The sequence below is a fragment of the Pseudomonas sp. genome (genome assembly GCF_040514055.1).
Classification (GTDB): domain Bacteria; phylum Pseudomonadota; class Gammaproteobacteria; order Pseudomonadales; family Pseudomonadaceae; genus Aquipseudomonas.
In genome coordinates this window covers 19,567-36,846 of sequence record NZ_JBEVDL010000085.1, presented here as the reverse complement: position 1 = coordinate 36,846, position 17,280 = coordinate 19,567, and the positions used below count along the sequence as shown (strand labels likewise).

Sequence of the window (17,280 nt, the reverse complement as noted above, 5' to 3'; positions counted from 1 at the left end):
TGGGACGCGGAGCGTCCGGTCGGCGTGCCCACGCGGAGCGTGGGTACGATCAGGTCAGGGTGGTCGGGAGCGCTCGCCGCTCCGCCGGGCAGCCGGATCGGTATAAACTGCGCGCCCCTCTATCCGTGCCCACGCTTCCCATGACCCCAGCCGCCCTCGACACTCTTCAGCAGCACCTGCTCACCGCCCTGGCAAACGCGCCCGATGAGGTCCGTCGGCTGTTTCACGGGCGTGGCCATCGGTGGCCGGGGCTGGAGTCGATCACCGTCGATTGGCTGCAGGGGGTGCTGCTGGTGACACTGTTTCGCCAGCCGGCAGAGGCCGAACTGGCGGACTTGAAACAGCGCTTGCTGGCCCTGGCCGAGAGCGCGGCCTGGCGTGAACGCAACGGGCAAAAACTGCTGCTGCAGCACCGCTACCGCGCCGACAGCGCCAGCGAGTTCCTGCTGGGCGAGCCCGTCGATCACTGGCCTGTAAGCGAACACGGCCTGCGCTTCAAGCTGGACCTGGGCAGGAACCAGAACAGCGGGCTGTTCCTCGACATGCGTTACGGTCGACGCTGGGTCCAGCAGCAGGCACAGGGCAAGCGCGTGTTGAACCTGTTCGCCTATACCTGCGCATTTTCGGTGGCCGCCATCGCCGGTGGCGCCCTGCACGTGCTCAACCTGGACATGGCCAAGGGGCCGCTGACCCGGGGCCGCGACAACCACCGGCTCAACGGCCACGACCTTGGCAAGGTGGGCTTCCTCGGCCACGACCTGTTCAAGTCCTGGGGAAAAATCAGCAAATGCGGCCCTTATGATCTGATCATCGTCGATCCGCCGTCCTTTCAGAAAGGCAGTTTCGTGCTGACCCAGGACTATCGGAAAGTACTGCGCCGCCTGCCCGGCCTGCTCAGCGAACAGGGCCAGGTATTGGCCTGCCTGAACGATCCGGCCATCGGCGCCGACTTTCTGCTTGAGGGCATGGCCGCCGAAGCCCCCGGCCTGGTTTTCCAACGGCGCCTGGACAATCCCCCCGAGTTCGCCGACAGTTTTCCCGGCGGCGGCCTGAAGGTTCTGGTATTCCACCAGGGCTCAACGGACCAGAACCCCTGATACTTCTTCCCTTTGCATGGCAGCCACTCACGATGACACAGGACTGGGATTTCTATTTTCTGAACGTCAATGATCGACCCGCCTCGATTTTTCTCGACCTTGGCATTTATGACGCCCCACCCCGGGACGCCTTGCCCCATATGGCCTATGTGCGGGTAAGGCTGAATGCACCGCGCGAGGATGGGCTGTCCAGCGAACAGGAGTATGACGCCCTGGTCGCGATCGAAGACGCCCTGGAGGCCCAGGTGACGGACGTCCACAGCGGTTATGTGGGCCGCTGTACCGGCAATGGCTGTCGCGACTTCTTTTTCTACGTGGCTCATCCCCAGGAATGGACCGCGCGAGTCGCCACTTGCATGGCGTCGTTCAAGCAGTATCGCTACGAGGTCGAGACCCGCGAAGACCGCGATTGGTCGACCTACTTTTCTTTCCTGTACCCCGAAACCGCCGACTTGCAGATCATCAACAACCGACGCGTCTGCCGGGCGCTGGAGCAGCAGGGAGACGCGCTGACCCAACCGCGGGAAATCGATCACTGGACCTATTTCGCCAACGCCGACCACCTGCGGGCCTTTATCGCCGAGGCCCAGGCCATGGGCTTTTCCCTGCGCGCCCAGCACGCCGATGAAGAAGACGATGACGAGGATCAGCACTGCGCCCAGCTCTGGCGCGCGGATATTCCCGCCGAGGGCGGTATCGACGAGGTGACCTTGCTGTTATCCGACCTGGCGCTCAAACATGGCGGCGAGTACGACGGCTGGGAATCGCAGGTCGTTAACTGAAGCCGTCATGGGCTGAGTCAGGCAGCGTTGCCGCTTGAGCCCAGCCCCCCGTCAACCGAGACTTGGAGCCCCGTCCAGGCCCATGAATAAACGCCGCCCCCCTACTCCGCCTCGCCGCGTCTGGGCATTGGCTGGCAACCTGCTGGCGGGCTTGATGATGCTGATCGCCTTTGTCTTTTTTATCGTGTTGACATTAAAAACACCTATAGAACGGAGCGCCCAATATCGCCCCGAGGTCGGGTCTCCTGCAGGTACCGTTGGCTGGTACCGCGACGTGTGAGGCGCGACCTCGCGGCAACTGCTTTGATCGTTCCCACGCTCCGCGTGGGAATGCCGCCGGTGACGCTCCGCGTCACGCCTTGTAAGCCATAAAAAAGGGCCGCAATGCGGCCCTTTTTAATGACAACAACCGCCTCAGTCGGCCAGGCGCCAGGTGGTGCCGCCCTTGCCGTCGTCCAGCACCACGCCCAGGGCGTTAAGCTGGTCGCGAATGTGGTCGGACTCGGCCCAGTCCTTGGCCGCACGGGCCGCCAGGCGCTCGGCGATCAGGCGCTCGACCAGGACCGTATCGACCTGGGCGGCGGCGCCGGCCTGCAGGAAGGCATCCGGCTCCAGTTGCAGCACGCCCAGCAGGTTGGCCAGTTCCTTCAACCGCGCCGCCAAGGTGGCCGCCGCGCCCAGGTCGCTGTCGCGCAGGCGGTTGACCTCCCGCGCCATGTCGAACAGCACGGCGCAGGCCTGGGGCGTGTTGAAGTCGTCGTTCATGGCCTGGGTAAAGGCCTCGACAAAGGCTTCGCCGCCGCTCGGCGCGACCGCCGGCAAGCCGCGCAGCGCGGTATAGAAACGCTCCAGCGCCGCCTTGGACTCCTTCAGGCTGTCCTCGGAGTAATTGATCGGGCTGCGGTACAGGCTGGACACCAGCAGGTAACGCACCACTTCCGGGTGATAGACCGCCAGCACGTCCCGGATGGTGAAGAAGTTGTTCAACGACTTGGACATCTTCTCACCATTGATCCGGATCATCCCGCCGTGCATCCAGGTGCTGGCGTAGAGCTTGCCGGTGGCGGCCTCGCTCTGGGCGATCTCGTTCTCGTGGTGCGGAAACTCCAGGTCGTTGCCGCCGCCGTGGATGTCGAAGGTCTCACCCAGGCAGCAGGTGGACATCACCGAGCACTCGATATGCCAGCCCGGGCGCCCCTCGCCCCAGGGAGACGACCAGCTCGGCTCGCCGGGTTTGACCCCTTTCCACAGCACGAAATCCAGCGGGTCCTGCTTGGCCTCGTCGACCTCGATCCGCGCGCCGATGCGCAGGTCCTCGATGCGCTTGCGCGACAGCTTGCCGTAGCCCTCGAACTTGCCGACCCGGTAGTACACGTCGCCATTGCCCGGGGCGTAGGCATAACCCTTGTCGATCAGGGTCTGGATCATCCCGTGCATGCCGGCGATATGCTCGGTGGCGCGCGGCTCCAGGTCCGGCGGCAGGATGTTCAGTCGCGCCTCGTCCTCGTGCATTGCGTCGATCATGCGTGCGGTCAGGGCTTCGAACGACTCGCCGTTGTCCCGCGCACGGTTGATGATCTTGTCGTCGATGTCGGTGATATTGCGCACATAGGTCAGCTCGTAGCCGCTGTGGCGCAGCCAGCGCGTCACCACGTCGAAGGCCACCATGCTACGGCCATGGCCGATATGGCAGAAGTCGTAGACGGTCATGCCGCACACGTACATGCGGACCTTGTTGCCGTCCAGCGGCGTGAAGACTTCCTTGCGTTTGGTCAGGGTGTTGTAAATCGAAAGCATGCTGAGGTCCTATCCGAATAGTGCCTGCGCTCGACGACGTTTCGCCCGGAACCCGGAACGTCGATGGCAGGGCCGGCCCACGCCGCCGTTCAGGCGGGGTGGGCAGGGAGCGCCGGAGCGGCTCTTACCAGGAGTCACGCAGGGTGACGGTACGGTTGAATACCGGCTTGCCCGGTTGACTGTCCTTGAGGTCGGCGCAGAAATAACCTTCGCGCTCGAACTGGAAGCGGTCTTCCGGCTGGGCCTGGGCCAGCGACGGTTCGGCCCGACAACCGCGCAGCACCGTCAGCGAATCCGGATTGATATTGTCCAGGAAGGTCGCGCCCTCCTCGGCCTTTTCCGGGCTCGGCGAGCGGAACAGGCGATCGTACAGGCGCACTTCGCACTCGAGGCTCTCGGCCGCCGGCACCCAGTGGATCACGCCCTTGACCTTGCGGCCCTCGGGGTTCTTGCCCAGGGTATCGGCATCGTAGGAGCAACGCAGCTCGACGAGCTTGCCGTTGGCGTCCTTGATCACCTCGTCGGCGCGCATCACGTAGCTGCCGCGCAGACGCACTTCGCCGCCCAGCACCAGGCGTTTGAAGCCCTTGGGCGGCTCACCCTCGACGAAGTCGTCCTGGTCGATGTACAGCTCGCGGGAGAACGGCAAGGCCCGCATGCCCATGTCTTCCTTGGGGTGGCGCGGCAATTCGAGCTGCTCGACCTGGCCTTCGGGGTAGTTGCTGATCACCACCTTGAGCGGGCGCAGCACGCACATGGCGCGCGGCGCGCTGTGGTCCAGGTCTTCGCGGATGCTGAACTCGAGCATGGCCACATCGACCAGGCCATCGGAGCGGTTGGTGCCGATCATGTCGCAGAAGTTGCGGATGGCCTCCGGGGTGTAACCACGGCGACGGTAGCCGGACAGGGTCGACATGCGCGGGTCGTCCCACCCCTCGACGTGCTGCTCGTCCACCAGTTGCTTGAGCTTGCGCTTGCTGGTCACGGTGTAGCTCAGGTTCAGCCGCGAGAACTCGTACTGGCGCGGCGTGGCCGGCACCGGCAGGTTGTCGAGAAACCACTCGTAGAGCGGCCGATGGCTCTCGAATTCCAGGGTGCAGATCGAGTGGGTGATGCCCTCGATGGCATCCGACTGGCCGTGGGCGAAGTCATAGTTGGGGTAGATGCACCAGGTGTCGCCGGTCTGGTGGTGATGGGCGTGGCGGATCCGGTAGAGGATCGGGTCGCGCAGATTCATGTTCGGCGAAGCCATGTCGATCCGGGCGCGCAGCACCCGGGCGCCGTCGGCGAACTCGCCGGCCTTCATGCGCGCGAACAGGTCGAGGTTTTCCTCGACGCCGCGCTCGCGGAAGGGGCTGTTCTTGCCCGGCTCGGTAAGGCTACCGCGGTATTCGCGGGCCTGTTCGGGGGTCAGGTCGCAGACATAGGCCTTGCCGCTGCGGATCAGCTCGACGGCCCAGTCATGCAGCTGGTCGAAGTACTGGGAGGCGTAGCGCACCTCGCCGGCCCACTGGAAGCCCAGCCACTTGACGTCGCGCTCGATCGAATCGATGTATTCCTGGTCTTCCTTGGCCGGGTTGGTGTCGTCGAACCGCAGGTGGCAGTCGCCGCCGAATTCCTGGGCCAGGCCAAAGTTCACGCAGATCGACTTGGCATGACCGATGTGCAGGTAACCGTTGGGCTCCGGCGGAAAACGCGTGACGATTTTCTGGTGCTTGCCGCTTTCCAGGTCCGCCTGAACGATAGGGCGAAGAAAATTGGCGGGTACGACCGGAGTCTTGGCGTCTTTGGCGTCTGGAGTGGTGTTAGGCGTGCTCATGGGGTCCTTGAACGTACGAGTGCGCGGCCAGGGTAGGCCGGCCAAATCAAAGCGCTTATCATAGCCGAAGCTGTCAACCCCCTGACAGGCCTTCTCTTTTTTTGAACGAGTGGATTTTCACCATGATCAAGCTGCATACCAACCACGGCGTCATCACCCTCAACCTGTTCGCCGACAAGGCCCCGGAAACCGTGGCCAACTTCGAGCAGTACGTCAAGGACGGCCATTACGACAACACCGTGTTCCACCGCGTGATCAGCAACTTTATGATCCAGGGCGGCGGTTTCGAGCCGGGCATGAAGCAGAAAACTACCCGCGCCACCATCAAGAACGAAGCGGACAACGGCGTATCCAACAAGAAAGGCAGCGTGGCCATGGCCCGCACCATGGAGCCGCATTCGGCCTCCGCACAGTTTTTCATCAACGTCGCCGACAACGATTTCCTCAACCACAGCGCCAAGACCGTGCAGGGCTGGGGCTATACCGTGTTTGGTGAAGTGGTCGAAGGCCTGGACGTGGTCGAAAAAATCAAGAGCGTGGCCACCACCATGAAATCCGGCCACCAGGACGTACCGGTCGACGACGTGATCATCGAGCGTGCCGAGATCGTTGAGTGATCCTACTGATCGCCGATCTGCATCTTGAACAGGAGCGCCCGGACATTACCCGGGCATTTCTGCATTTTCTCGATGAGCGAGCCAAGGACGCCGAGGCACTGTATATCCTCGGCGACTTTTTCGAAGTCTGGATCGGCGACGACGCCATCAGCCCGTTCCAGCAGACCATCGCCACCGCCCTGCGCCACTTGAGCGACAACGGCACGGCGATCTACCTGATGCACGGCAACCGCGATTTTATGCTCGGCCAGGCGTTTTGCCGCCAGGCCGGCTGCACCCTGCTGAGCGACCCCAGCCGCGTGCAATTCAATGGCGAAACGGTGCTGTTGATGCATGGCGACAGTCTCTGTACCCAGGACCTCGATTACATGCGTCTGCGGCGCATCCTGCGCAACCCGCTGGTGCTGTGGATCCTGCGCCACCTGCCGCTCAAGACCCGTCACAAACTGGCGCGCGCCTTGCGCAGCGGCAGTCGCGAGCAGACCCGCCAGAAGGCCAGTTATATCACCGACGTGCACCCCGACGAAGTGCCCCGGGTCATGGCCGCCCATAGCGTGCGCACCCTGATCCATGGCCATACCCATCGTCCCGCTATCCACGACTTGCAGGTCGACGGCCAACCGGCGCGACGCATCGTGCTGGGCGACTGGCACGAGCAGGGGTGGGCCATTCAGGTCGATGGCAACGGCATACGGTTGGCGCCCTTCCCCTTCCAATAAACCGGCCCCATCGCTCAGGCTACGCGGGCGTTGCCCGCCCTACCACGCCGGGCGGCCCCTCGGCGCGCGCCCTTACTCAATGCCCGTGGCTGTCGCGCACATGGGTCTCACCAGGCTCCAGGCTGATCGCATCGCTGCTGTTGAGCTGCTGCAGGATGCCGCATTGCGCCAGGGCCGACTCGTCCAGGCAATGCCCTCGCAGCTCCAGCAACTGCGCCTGCAAGGCCTGCAGGTTGGCGATGCGCACCTGCACATGGCGGATATGCGCATCGACCAGCGCATTGACCTCCTCGCACTGGGCCCGAGGACTGTCGCGCAACCCGAGCAGGCTGCGGATTTCCTCGAGGGTCATGTCCAGGGTCCGGCAGTTGCGGATAAAACGCAGGCGTTCAGCATGCACCTCACTGTACAGCCGGTAGTTACCCTCGCTACGCGCCGGTGCCGGTAACAGTCCCTCGCGCTCGTAGTAGCGGATGGTCTCGACCGGGCAATCGGTCAGCTTGGCCAACTCACCTATTTTCAGAGTACCCATACGCCTTCTCCTGTGGCGGCGGGCGCAAAAAAACTCGCCGAGCCGCTACCAACAAATGCTTGACCCTATAGTGGCTACAGGGTGTTCACTCTGTAAACCCCCTTTCTAGGATGACCTCCATGACCTCCTGCTGTGGCAATCACCCGGCGCATCCCGATCCCCTGAACGCACCGCCCGCGGTGCCTGTGGCCACCCCCGGCATGGAGGCCAGCCCGGCGGATGACTCCCTGTCCACCCGGGTACGCATCGAGCAGATGGATTGCCCCACCGAACAGGGCCTGATCCAGGACCAGTTGGCGAAGCTGCCGGGCGTGCTGACGCTGGACTTCAACCTGATCCAGCGCGTGCTCACCATCGGCCATCAAACCGATGCGCTGGCGGGCGCCCTCGACGCCATTCGCCGGTTGGGTTTCACTCCGGTGCCCGAGCAGCCCTTCACCAGCGGCCAGGCCGCCGAAGCGACGCCGACACCAGCACCGGCAAAGTCACGCTGGCCGCTGGCGCTGGCGGGCATCGCCGCACTGGCTGCCGAGGGCCTGCATTTCGCCCAATTGGCGCCCGAGTGGCTGATCGCCGGGCTGGCCCTGGCGGCCATACTCGGCAGCGGCCTGGGCACCTATAAAAAAGGCTGGATCGCCCTGCGTCACCGCAACCTGAATATCAACGCGCTGATGAGTATCGCAGTGACCGGCGCCCTGCTGATCGGCCAATGGCCAGAAGCGGCGATGGTCATGGTGCTGTTCGCCCTTGCCGAGCTGATCGAGGCCAAGTCGCTGGAACGCGCCCGCCGCGCCATCGGCGGCTTGCTGGACCTGAGCCCGCAGCAGGCCAGGGTGCAACAGACGGACGGCAGCTGGCAGGAGGTCGCGGTCAGCAGCGTGGCGCTGGGCGCCCGGGTACGGGTTCGCCCAGGCGAACGCATTGGTCTCGACGGCCGGGTCAGCAAGGGCTTTTCCACCGTCGACCAGGCACCCATTACCGGCGAGAGCCTGCCGGTGGAAAAGGCCCCGGGCGATGCCCTGTACGCCGGCACCATCAACCAGGCCGGTGAACTGGAGTTCCAGGTCAGTGCCACGGCGGGCAACACCACCCTGGCGCGTATCGTCCATGCGGTCGAACAGGCCCAGAACGCCAAGGCCCCGACCCAGGGGTTCGTCGACCGTTTTGCCCAGGTCTATACGCCAGCGGTGTTGGTCCTGGCCCTGCTGACCGCGCTGCTGCCACCCCTGGTGCTGGGTGGCCAGTGGCTGGACTGGTTGTACCAGGCGCTGGTGTTGCTGGTGGTGGCCTGCCCGTGCGCGCTGGTGATTTCCACACCGGTGACCCTGGTCAGCGGCCTGACGGCCGCCACGCGCGCGGGCATCCTGATCAAGGGTGGGTTGTTCCTGGAACGGGGCCGCTCGCTGGACTATCTGGCGCTGGACAAGACCGGCACCCTCACCCACGGCAAGCCGCGCCAGACCGATTTCCTGCCCCTGGCCGCCAACGATCCGCAGGCGATCCAGGCCTATCGGGTCTGGGCCGCCAGCCTGGCCGGCCGCTCCGATCACCCGGTGTCCCAGGCCCTGAGCCGCGCGGCCGATGAACAGGGCATTGCACGGGTTGCGGTCGAGGCCTTCGAGGCCCTGGGCGGACGCGGCATCAGCGGCATCCTCGAGGGCCAACGTTACCACCTGGTCAACCACCGCCACGTGGAAGACCTCGGCCTCTGCTCAGCCGAGCTGGAGGCCACCCTGGAGCCGCTGGAACGCCAGGGCAAAAGCCTGGTGCTGCTGTGCAGCGAGCAACAGGTACTGGCGCTGTTCGCGGTGGCCGACACGCTCAAGGACTCCAGCCGCGAGGCCGTCCGGCAACTGCACGCGCTGGGTATCCGCACCCTTATGCTGACGGGCGACAATCCGCACAGCGCGGTGGCCGTGGGTAAGGCTGTCGGCATCGACGAGGTGCGCGGCAACCTGCTGCCGGCGGACAAGCTCCAGGCGATCCAGGCGCTGCAGGCCTTGGGGCATCAGGTAGGCATGGTCGGCGACGGGATCAACGACGCCCCCGCCCTGGCCCAGGCCGAGATTGGCTTTGCCATGGGCGCGGCCGGTAGCGACACTGCCATCGAAACCGCCGATGTCGCGCTGATGGACGACGACCTACGCAAGGTGGTGACCTTTGTCAGCCTGTCGCGGCGCACCGCCGCGGTGCTCAAGCAGAATATCGCCTTGGCCCTGGGCATCAAGGCGCTGTTCCTGATCCTGGTCCTGGCCGGCCATGGCACTCTGTGGCTGGCGGTGTTCGCCGACATGGGCGTCAGCCTGCTGGTGGTCTTCAATGGCCTGCGCCTGGTGCGCCTGCCCGCCGCGCACCATAAGGACGCGGCAACCGCTTCAGGTACCGCGTCGTGAACCCGGTCCTGCGCCACGCCATCGACCAGGCCTTTGCCCAGGCCAGGGCCGCCGAGCTCAACCGGCAACCGGAAGCGGCCTATGCGTGGCTGGAACGTGCGCATATCCTCAGCCAGCGCCGGCCCCTGCTGCATGCCCGCGTCCACCTCGGCATGCTGCGTTTGGGCTGGGTCACCCGGGACGCCCGGGAAGTGTTCGGCCAGCTGCCGCGCGTGCTGGCCGCCCTGCTTTTTTCCACCCTCTGGGTCCCCCGCGGCAACAGCGGCCGCGCCCGCGTCAGTGCCTTCGCCCCCGCACCGCTAACGCCCGAGCTGGAAGACCTGCTGGCGGACCCCTAAGGACAAACCCGGGCGGCGTAGGATGGCGTTGAGCGCAGCGATACCCATGCGGCGGAACCCCGTATGACGGCCTTGAGCGCAGCGATACCCATGCGGCAGGACCCTGCACAACACCACGGTAACCCGGCCGCCTTCGGCGCGGAGGCGCGCCTCCTACAAGGGGCCGCGGGACCCCGTAGGATGGCGTTGAGCGCAGCGATACCCATGCTGCAAGGCGCTCATACCCAGGCTGCAAGGCGCACCAGGCGCTGTACGACATTACGCGCCCGCTCCAGGGTTAAATGACAGCGGCTGGATCCCGGCCGAGGCAAAACCAGGGGTCACGGTCCGGGTCCGTCTGTCTTATACTGGTCGACGGCACTCTGGAGTGCGTCTAGCACGCACTCCGCAGCCTATTTAACCCTAACAGGATGTCAATGCTCCGCCACGGTGAACGCTTGCCGATTGAGCGGTCAAACAGTTATCGAGTATTAACGGAAATAATCAGTGAGTTCACCGCAGATCACCGAAGCCGACATGCGCGCAGCCCTGGGGCTGGCGCCGAGCAAAGCCACTCCCGCAAAAACCATCAACAAACGCCGCTCGACCTACACCCTGGTGGAGTTAAGCGTGCGCCACCCCAGTGGCGGCCCACCCTTTCGCTTCGAATACAAATCCAGCTCCATCAGCACCCTGCAAGCCCAACTCGAGGCGGAGAAGGCTGTGCGTAAAGAAGGCCTGGAAACCTGGGCATTGCTGGATATTCGCCAAATCAGCGAGTAGCACGGCGCCTTAGCCACCTACCGATTGTCGGCTGGACAAAAGGTCAAACCCCCGCCTGCCAAGGCCGCTCGGCTTAGGGCAGCGCTGTCGCCGGACCACGCCCACTCAATCCCGAGTTGAACCCATGGCGTAGGGCCAGATAAGGCAAAACGCCAGCCTTCAACTTTTAGCCGTAACTGCTATGTTGGGCCAAGTGGTAGTTGGTTTTCGCGGAGGTGTTCAGTGATGAATGCATTGCCGGTTCACGAGATCGAACGGCTTCTGGAGGCATGCATGCCGTCCTTCCAGGCACGCTGCACGCGCGGAGTCGACGGCTCCCTGTCGTTTCAATTCCACAGCCGCGCCAACCCGGACTGCTTCGCCATCGTCGGCGTGCGCGCCGCCGACTGTTGCCGGCCGCAGCAGATCCGTCGCCTGGGCAAACTGTTTCTCGAAGAGCTGGCACTTGCGACCGCAGGTCGCCTGCCGGCGCGCCCTATGGAACACCGCGGGGCGGTCATTACCGAGTTGAAGTCAGCCGGTCAGTCCTGACTACGGGGTCACCTCAGCTTCGGCCTTTGGCCAGATGCGACTCGAGGCGTTCGAGGCCTTCCAGCCAGCCCTCGATCAACCCCTGCTGCTCCATGGCTTCGCGCTCCTCGACCGAGGCGAACAGCGACCTGACCGTCAGCAGGGTTTTATCCGCCTGCTCGGTAAACTGCACCTGTACGTGGGAATCCTGGGAGGGCCGAAAACCCTCCTCCCAATCGTCGCTGTAGACCAGCAATTCGGGGCACACCACCTCGTGGTAACGGCCCCTGATGGGGTAAACCTCGCCCTCCGGCGAGCGCATATGCAAGCGGAATTCGCCGCCGGGCCGCACGTCCAGTTCGCACAGGGGCGTGCTGAAGCCATGAGGGCCCCACCAGTGCACCAGTTCGGCGGGATCGGTCCAGGCCTGGAACACCCGCTCCCGTGGAGCGTCGATCAATCGACTGATGACAAGGCCCTCCTTGGCCGACTCTGCGGTAGCGGCGGTGTTCGCCTGCTTATCTGTGGTACTGCGCCTTAGTCCAGTCATCGCTGCTCCAATCATTCCCGGAGGTCGTTCTTTCAACGTCGGTCAAGCTACAACACGCCCCTGGTGTTACCGATGCGCTGCGTTCAGGTTTTTTTTTGCTTCCATTCATGAACCAGGTGCAGCAACTCGGCTTTTTGCGCGGCGCTGGCACGGTCAAAAAACAAAATAAGCTCGGCCAACAGGTCATCGTCGGCGTAGAGGTAGGCCACGGGGATATCCAGCACCTGCGCCACCTTTTCGGTTATGGGACCGGCCGCCCGATGCACTCCGGTTTCATAGCGGTTGATCCGTGTGCTGGCCACCGAGGGGTCCAACCCCGCTTCGATACCCAGTTGCCGCTGGGACAATCCCTTGGCTTCCCGGGCCTCCTTGAAACGGCGTGCCCACACCCGATTACTCGCCATGCTGGAGCCCTGCTGCATTGAGGGACTACGAGAATCGTTGCACCTGACTGGATACTACGTTAATCGTAGCTATGTCGTGAGGTTAATGAACGCTTCGACCGGCCGATAGACCGACGGTAGAACGATTTCATGTTTGGGCTGGTATCAGGCCGGGCCCTGACCGCTGACCGCAACCATTTCGCTACACGTCGCTCTATGCAGCATGGGCCCTGCGCTCAGGGTGCCGAAGTGCCGCAGGCGGTTTTGCCCGGGCGTGCGGGCACAGGCCTCACCCGCCGCGTTGCGCGGGAAATGGTCCCAGGCCTGGCCTGTTCACCAATGCCGCCGGTCACGTCTGGCCTCGTGTCAAAACAGCTTTCGGCACGGCCGTGCACATCCCAGAGGAGCTCGCCTTGGTTCAGTCAGTCCCCTGCCGCCACTGTGGCGGCCCGTTACAGCCGATTGCCAAAGGCCGGACCGGGGTCTCGGTACTGCGCTGCGAACAGTGCCATGCGCGTTCCCTGCGCCTGAAATTGCACCCTTCGGGTCGACTGCCGCGCTGGCTGGCGAGTTGGCTGCGCGCACGCTGAGGAGCCGCCAGACCCAGTGCACGGCTGGCTAGGCCTGGGCTGGTCAACGGCTATGCCGCCTGGCACTATACTGTTTATCCATACAGTTACAGGTGCGCCATGGCCAACGCCAAACCCTCCCGCCTTCCGCTGCCCAGCCCCTATGAACAGGTCGCGCTGCGGGTACAGAAAATCATCAACTCGCAGACGGCGCAGAAGAGCAAATCGGCCCTGCTGTTCAAGGCCGAGCATGAGTCAGCGGACGATTGGGCACAGTTGTTGGCCGAGATCGAAGACACCGACAACGTGACCCTGGCCTATCGCGATGACGGCGGCGTACAACTGTTCTGGATCGTGCCCCAGGAGGACTGAACGAGCCACGGATCCGCCTGGGGCAAGCGATGAACCAGCCGAAAGCACTCCTTTTGCACGGCAGTGGCGGTTTGCACCGCCACCACCTCCGTTTGTCGCCACTGGACAGATGGCAAGCGTGGAGAATCCAGCTAGGCTAGCAATGCTTCTCAGGGTGTACGAGAAGCGAATACGGCGACACCTACCCATTCAGGGCTGGCATGGGATGCCAGGCAATATCGACAAGGAGTGTTATACATGTTGAAAATCGCGGATCTGAAAGCCAATGCCAGCGACCTGATCGAAAACCAGATCAGGTTGATCAATTCGTCCGCGACACCCCAGCTCAACCTCGCCGAAGGCATGGCCTATATGGCCCATGGACTGACGGTGTTCGATGACCGTGAATTGAGTTACTGGTTGGCCCGTATCACCTGCGCCACCCGCGCCCGTGACCAGTCGCTGCGTTACGGCCTCGAAACCCAGGATTGACCCCCGCTTACCGACCCTGCCGCGTTATGGGTCCGCCACGGATATCGCCGTAGCGCATCGCCACGGCCTGCGTATCCGCTGGCCCCTTGCCCCACGCCTGCTGCAGGAACGTCGTGAGCAAGTCGTTGGACGCCGCCAGGGTGCGCGCGGTGCCGCGGGTCCCCCCGATCAACTGGGCCAGCGCCCAGCGCGCGGGTCGCGAGAAAAACAGCGGCGCGTCCGTAAAGCTGAAGTGGTTCGCCCGCAGGAGCTGGTAGCGCGCGCCCGGCGCCTTGAGGGTCTCGCCCAGTCGTTGGTTGTCCTGCAGGTACTGCGCGGAATGGCCGGTTTCGCCATGGTCGCTCTCCAGCAGCAGGAACGGCCGGTACAACGGCTGGTCGGCCAAGCCGCCATACAGGGTACCGTCGATATTGGCCGCCGCCGTGATCCGCGCATCGGCCACAGCCACGGCCACCGCGCTGGCGCCGCCGAAGGAATGACCGATCGCCGCGACCCGTTGCAGGTCCAGCCGCCCGGCCAGCCGCGGGCCCCAGACGGCGGGCCGCTGCAGCTGATCGAGAACGAAGCCCAGGTCCGCCGCGCGCAGCGCCAGGTGCTGGTCCATATAGGCGAGCAGGTCGGGATCGTTCGGCAAAAAATGCTCGATCGGCGTGGCCAGCCGGCCATCGGCCAGTTCAGTCACCGCCGCTTCATAGGGATGGTCAATGGCCAGCACCACGAAACCGCGACTGGCCAGGTCGCTGACCAGTGCGGTGTAAAACGCTCGTGGCGCACCGTAACCGGGGGAGAAGATCACCACCGGCCACTGGCGCAGGTCGGCGGACAGGGCGACGCCAAGCCGGCCATGGCTGTCGATGCGGTCGAAACGGGCCATCGCCCAACCGGGTAAAAACGACACCCAGCCGGGCAAGCGCTCCACGCCATCGATATAGGGCGCGCTTGTCCCGGTTTGCCCGGCCGCCGCCGGGTACCAGGCCTGGACCACCAGGTTGCGACGGTCGTCCGGGGTGGCGGTGGCCGACTCCGGGCGGTTTGGATCGACCCAGCGAAACACCTCGGTGCCGACCCGGTAGGGCCCGTGCAGTGCGGGTAACTGAGGCACCGGCAGCAGCACCCAAGGCGCCAGCGCCAGCAGGCTGGCGCCGGCCAGCCCGAAATTGCGGCCGCGCCGCGGCCTGAGCAGCTGTACACCGGCCCACGCCAGCACCGCGTAGAGCGGCAGGAACTGCCAATAGAAACCTTCCAGGCCGAACTGCAGCAGCGCGCCCAGCACCAGCAGCGCCCAGCCGACCAACAGGCCCTGGCCTGGCCATCGGCGGGACAGGCCGATCCACAACCCCAGGCCGATACCCGCCAGCAGCAACAGGCTATCGAGCGCCGACATCCGTCCTTCCCCCGTCACCCCGCCGTTTAGCCACCCTGCGTCACCAGGTACTCCAGGTTCTCGCGCAGCGCCGTCTCGAAGTGATCGCGCTGGGACGGCACCCACATCGGCGGCTCGAAGGTCGCCAGGATGCGCGTGGCCTCGATACGGATGCTGCCCGCCAGGGGTTCCTGCACCACAAAGGTGTCACCCTGCAGCACGGCCTGGAACCCCAGGGCCTGGCCGTTTCTCAGCTGGCGGTTCAGCAGCTCCAGCAGCGTGCCCGGGTGACGCTGGTGCGGTACCTGGACCTCGATGGAACTGAGCTCCGGCAGCGGCACCAGCACGGCGGCGGTGACGGAGGAAGCCTCCGCGGCGGCGGCAAACTGCAGGCTGGACAATGCCTGATGCAGCAGCGCCCTGACCTGTTCGACCTCGGCGGACGCCTGGTAACCGCTGGCTGCGGTCACCAGGTTGTCGGTCAGCGCGGTGATCGACTCCACTGCACCTGAGGCTGTCACCGCCAAGCGGAAGCTGAAACTGCCCTGCACCTCCTGGAAGTCCCGCAGCCGGGGCCCGAGCTCGCGTTGCACGGCCAGGATGACCTGGCGCGCCGCCGCGGGCTCCAGGGGACCGCTGATGCGTGGCGAGGTGGCGCGCAGATGGCCGACCAGGGCGATCCGCCCCTGCAGCGGGTCCATGCTGCCCTCGATGGTCCGGGTACCATGCACGATGCGATCGTCGAACAGCAGCAATTGGTTGAAGTGCGCGGGAAACAGCTCGTAGAGCACTTCGCCATGGACATGGTGTTTCTTGTAGCTGGGCACCCCGTCGCGCATCAGCAGCGTCTCGCCACCGGAAAACTTGCGTTCCTCCCAGCGCGTGAGCGAATAGACGAAGCCCCAAGTGCCGTTATGGAAGTCGCTGTGCAAGCCGAGGGTGCAGCCGTTGACCATCAGGTGCAGGTTGGGTGGACCGGTGGGGATCATGCCCAGGTTATCCAGGCACCACTGCGTCAGGTGGCGCATAAAACGCGCCACCAGCGGCTCGGGGGCGAACGCCTGCGGTACGCAGCTGAGGTAGGTGTACATCTGCGGTACGCAGAAATAGCGCCAGGCGATACCCTGCTGGTAACTGTTCCTGACCCGGTTTTCGAACGCCGTGCGCAACGACTCGGCCTCGGCAAAAAAATCGCTGACCACCTGCTGACGCTTGATCATCCCCATTGCCTCCTGCTGTGAGTATTCGAACCTTGCCCTCGGCTGGCGAGCGCCCCGCAGCCGTGGCTGCGCATATCGCCCAGCGCCACCCGCACCTGGCGGTTGCCGCTGTAAGGCAGGCGGCCGTGGGCCATCAGCAGGTTATTGACCAGCAACACGTCCCCGGCATGGGTCTGGATGCGCAGCGCGCTACGGTTCAGCAGCGCCTCGAGGGCCGTGATCCAGTCACCCGGGATCGGACTGCCGTCGCCAAACAACACCGTGCGGGGAAACCGCTCGGGGCTGAAGTGCTTGCCCAACAGCGCCGCCACCTCGGGGGCCAGCGCGGCGGGATGGTGCAGCAGCACCTGGTTGAACCAGGCGGCGGTGCCCCGCTCGGGCAGTTCCAGCACCGCCCGGGTGCGGTAGGACACACATACGTCATCGGCCGAACTGGCCTCGACCTGCTGGCCGCTGGGAACCACCTTGTCCCGCAGCTGCTGCAGGCTGGCAACCTGGAAGAACTGCTCCCAGGAGGTGTCCAACCCGCGGATAAAACGCCGCCGGTAGAGCAGGCCCAGCTCGCGAAAACGCTCGGCCATGGCCGCAGGCAATTGCTCGAGCACCTGGCGCCCGTCAGACAGGGCCCATTCGCCCCCCTGCGCGGCCGGAGCCAGGCAATAGAACAGCTGCCTCGAGGGCCAGCTGGGGGTGTGCGAGGCCTCGTTATGGAACTGGATCGGCAGGTGTTTGGGATAGGGCGTGGCGAAATACACATGGTCGCCGGCGCTGCTCAACGGCAGGTCGCCGTAGTCCTTGTAGAGCTGATCGCAAGCCGCGCTGGCCGCCTGTTCGAAGCCCGCCAGGCCATCGACCGCAAAATCGCGAAACAGCACGTAGCCGTCCGTCCACAGGGCCTGGTCGATCTCGTCGCGGTGCCGCCTGATCCATGGCGCGAGGGGCTCGCGCGTCGCACTTGATATATTCATGGTCCTGAACTCACAGGT

Annotated in this window: 19 protein-coding genes; 11 read left to right on the top strand and 8 right to left on the bottom strand. The window is 64.6% G+C overall.

The features are described from left to right. Positions 1 to 140: 140 nt before the first annotated feature. The 3 genes from ABWY06_RS23595 (at position 141) to ABWY06_RS23585 (ending at position 2,159) form a co-directional block, all read left to right on the top strand. Complete coding sequence (locus ABWY06_RS23595; protein WP_353928035.1) at positions 141 to 1,097, top strand: class I SAM-dependent methyltransferase; 957 nt, start codon at positions 141 to 143, stop codon at positions 1,095 to 1,097. Positions 1,098 to 1,129: 32 nt separating this feature from the next. Continuing rightward, positions 1,130 to 1,879 carry a DUF695 domain-containing protein gene (locus ABWY06_RS23590; RefSeq protein WP_353928034.1) on the top strand — a complete coding sequence of 250 codons (750 nt, stop codon included), beginning with the start codon at positions 1,130 to 1,132 and terminating at the stop codon, positions 1,877 to 1,879. Between the two features lie 82 nt (positions 1,880 to 1,961). Next, a complete protein-coding gene (locus ABWY06_RS23585; RefSeq protein WP_353928033.1) occupies positions 1,962 to 2,159 on the top strand; it encodes a hypothetical protein in 198 nt (65 codons plus the stop codon). Positions 2,160 to 2,293: 134 nt separating this feature from the next. On the opposite strand, the gene cysS is transcribed toward ABWY06_RS23585, so the two are convergent. Then, positions 2,294 to 3,676 (bottom strand): cysteine--tRNA ligase, encoded by a 1,383-nt coding sequence (cysS, locus tag ABWY06_RS23580; protein WP_353928032.1) that lies wholly within the window; start codon positions 3,674 to 3,676, stop codon positions 2,294 to 2,296. Positions 3,677 to 3,800: 124 nt separating this feature from the next. Continuing rightward, positions 3,801 to 5,495 (bottom strand): glutamine--tRNA ligase/YqeY domain fusion protein, encoded by a 1,695-nt coding sequence (locus ABWY06_RS23575; protein ID WP_353928031.1) that lies wholly within the window; start codon positions 5,493 to 5,495, stop codon positions 3,801 to 3,803. Positions 5,496 to 5,617: 122 nt separating this feature from the next. On the opposite strand from ABWY06_RS23575, the gene ABWY06_RS23570 reads away from it, so the two are divergent. Further along, entirely contained in the window at positions 5,618 to 6,112 is a 495-nt protein-coding gene (locus tag ABWY06_RS23570; RefSeq protein ID WP_353928030.1) for a peptidylprolyl isomerase, read from the top strand. Further along, entirely contained in the window at positions 6,109 to 6,831 is a 723-nt protein-coding gene (locus ABWY06_RS23565; RefSeq protein WP_353928029.1) for a UDP-2,3-diacylglucosamine diphosphatase, read from the top strand. Before ABWY06_RS23570 ends, ABWY06_RS23565 begins: the two co-directional genes overlap by 4 nt. Before the next feature lie 76 nt (positions 6,832 to 6,907). Here ABWY06_RS23565 and cadR read toward each other — a convergent pair whose 3' ends face one another. Continuing rightward, positions 6,908 to 7,354 carry a Cd(II)/Pb(II)-responsive transcriptional regulator gene (cadR, locus tag ABWY06_RS23560; RefSeq protein WP_353928049.1) on the bottom strand — a complete coding sequence of 149 codons (447 nt, stop codon included), beginning with the start codon at positions 7,352 to 7,354 and terminating at the stop codon, positions 6,908 to 6,910. 128 nt (positions 7,355 to 7,482) lie between these two features. On the opposite strand from cadR, the gene ABWY06_RS23555 reads away from it, so the two are divergent. From ABWY06_RS23555 to ABWY06_RS23540, 4 genes are all read left to right on the top strand, one after another. Continuing rightward, positions 7,483 to 9,756, top strand: a complete 2,274-nt coding sequence (locus tag ABWY06_RS23555) for a heavy metal translocating P-type ATPase (RefSeq protein WP_502948243.1) — start codon at positions 7,483 to 7,485, stop codon at positions 9,754 to 9,756. Continuing rightward, a complete protein-coding gene (locus ABWY06_RS23550; protein WP_353928028.1) occupies positions 9,753 to 10,094 on the top strand; it encodes a DUF3703 domain-containing protein in 342 nt (113 codons plus the stop codon). The genes ABWY06_RS23555 and ABWY06_RS23550 overlap by 4 nt, the downstream gene beginning before the upstream one ends. A gap of 486 nt (positions 10,095 to 10,580) precedes the next feature. Beyond that, on the top strand, positions 10,581 to 10,856 hold the full coding sequence (locus ABWY06_RS23545; RefSeq protein WP_353928027.1) for a hypothetical protein: 276 nt from the start codon (positions 10,581 to 10,583) through the stop codon (positions 10,854 to 10,856). Between the two features lie 225 nt (positions 10,857 to 11,081). Then, positions 11,082 to 11,387 carry a hypothetical protein gene (locus tag ABWY06_RS23540; protein ID WP_353928026.1) on the top strand — a complete coding sequence of 102 codons (306 nt, stop codon included), beginning with the start codon at positions 11,082 to 11,084 and terminating at the stop codon, positions 11,385 to 11,387. A 13-nt stretch (positions 11,388 to 11,400) separates the two neighbouring features. Here ABWY06_RS23540 and ABWY06_RS23535 read toward each other — a convergent pair whose 3' ends face one another. Both ABWY06_RS23535 and ABWY06_RS23530 read right to left on the bottom strand, forming a co-directional pair. Next, a complete protein-coding gene (locus ABWY06_RS23535; protein ID WP_353928025.1) occupies positions 11,401 to 11,916 on the bottom strand; it encodes an SRPBCC family protein in 516 nt (171 codons plus the stop codon). A gap of 83 nt (positions 11,917 to 11,999) precedes the next feature. Then, the gene (locus ABWY06_RS23530) at positions 12,000 to 12,320 is read right to left on the bottom strand and encodes a helix-turn-helix domain-containing protein (RefSeq protein ID WP_353928024.1); all 321 of its coding nucleotides are present in this window, start codon (positions 12,318 to 12,320) and stop codon (positions 12,000 to 12,002) included. Between the two features lie 668 nt (positions 12,321 to 12,988). On the opposite strand from ABWY06_RS23530, the gene ABWY06_RS23525 reads away from it, so the two are divergent. Then, positions 12,989 to 13,240, top strand: a complete 252-nt coding sequence (locus ABWY06_RS23525) for a DUF1654 domain-containing protein (protein WP_353928023.1) — start codon at positions 12,989 to 12,991, stop codon at positions 13,238 to 13,240. Between the two features lie 237 nt (positions 13,241 to 13,477). After that, positions 13,478 to 13,711 (top strand): hypothetical protein, encoded by a 234-nt coding sequence (locus ABWY06_RS23520; RefSeq protein ID WP_353928022.1) that lies wholly within the window; start codon positions 13,478 to 13,480, stop codon positions 13,709 to 13,711. Positions 13,712 to 13,718: 7 nt separating this feature from the next. Here the strand turns inward: ABWY06_RS23520 and ABWY06_RS23515 are convergent, their stop codons facing one another. From ABWY06_RS23515 to ABWY06_RS23505, 3 genes are read right to left on the bottom strand one after another with little or no spacing between them, the layout of a single operon-like run. Then, positions 13,719 to 15,095, bottom strand: a complete 1,377-nt coding sequence (locus ABWY06_RS23515; RefSeq protein ID WP_353928021.1) for an alpha/beta hydrolase family protein — start codon at positions 15,093 to 15,095, stop codon at positions 13,719 to 13,721. Positions 15,096 to 15,121: 26 nt separating this feature from the next. Then, the gene (locus ABWY06_RS23510; RefSeq protein WP_353928020.1) at positions 15,122 to 16,294 is read right to left on the bottom strand and encodes a hypothetical protein; all 1,173 of its coding nucleotides are present in this window, start codon (positions 16,292 to 16,294) and stop codon (positions 15,122 to 15,124) included. Further along, a complete protein-coding gene (locus ABWY06_RS23505) occupies positions 16,291 to 17,262 on the bottom strand; it encodes a TauD/TfdA family dioxygenase (RefSeq protein ID WP_353928019.1) in 972 nt (323 codons plus the stop codon). Before ABWY06_RS23505 ends, ABWY06_RS23510 begins: the two co-directional genes overlap by 4 nt. Positions 17,263 to 17,280 lie beyond the last annotated feature (18 nt).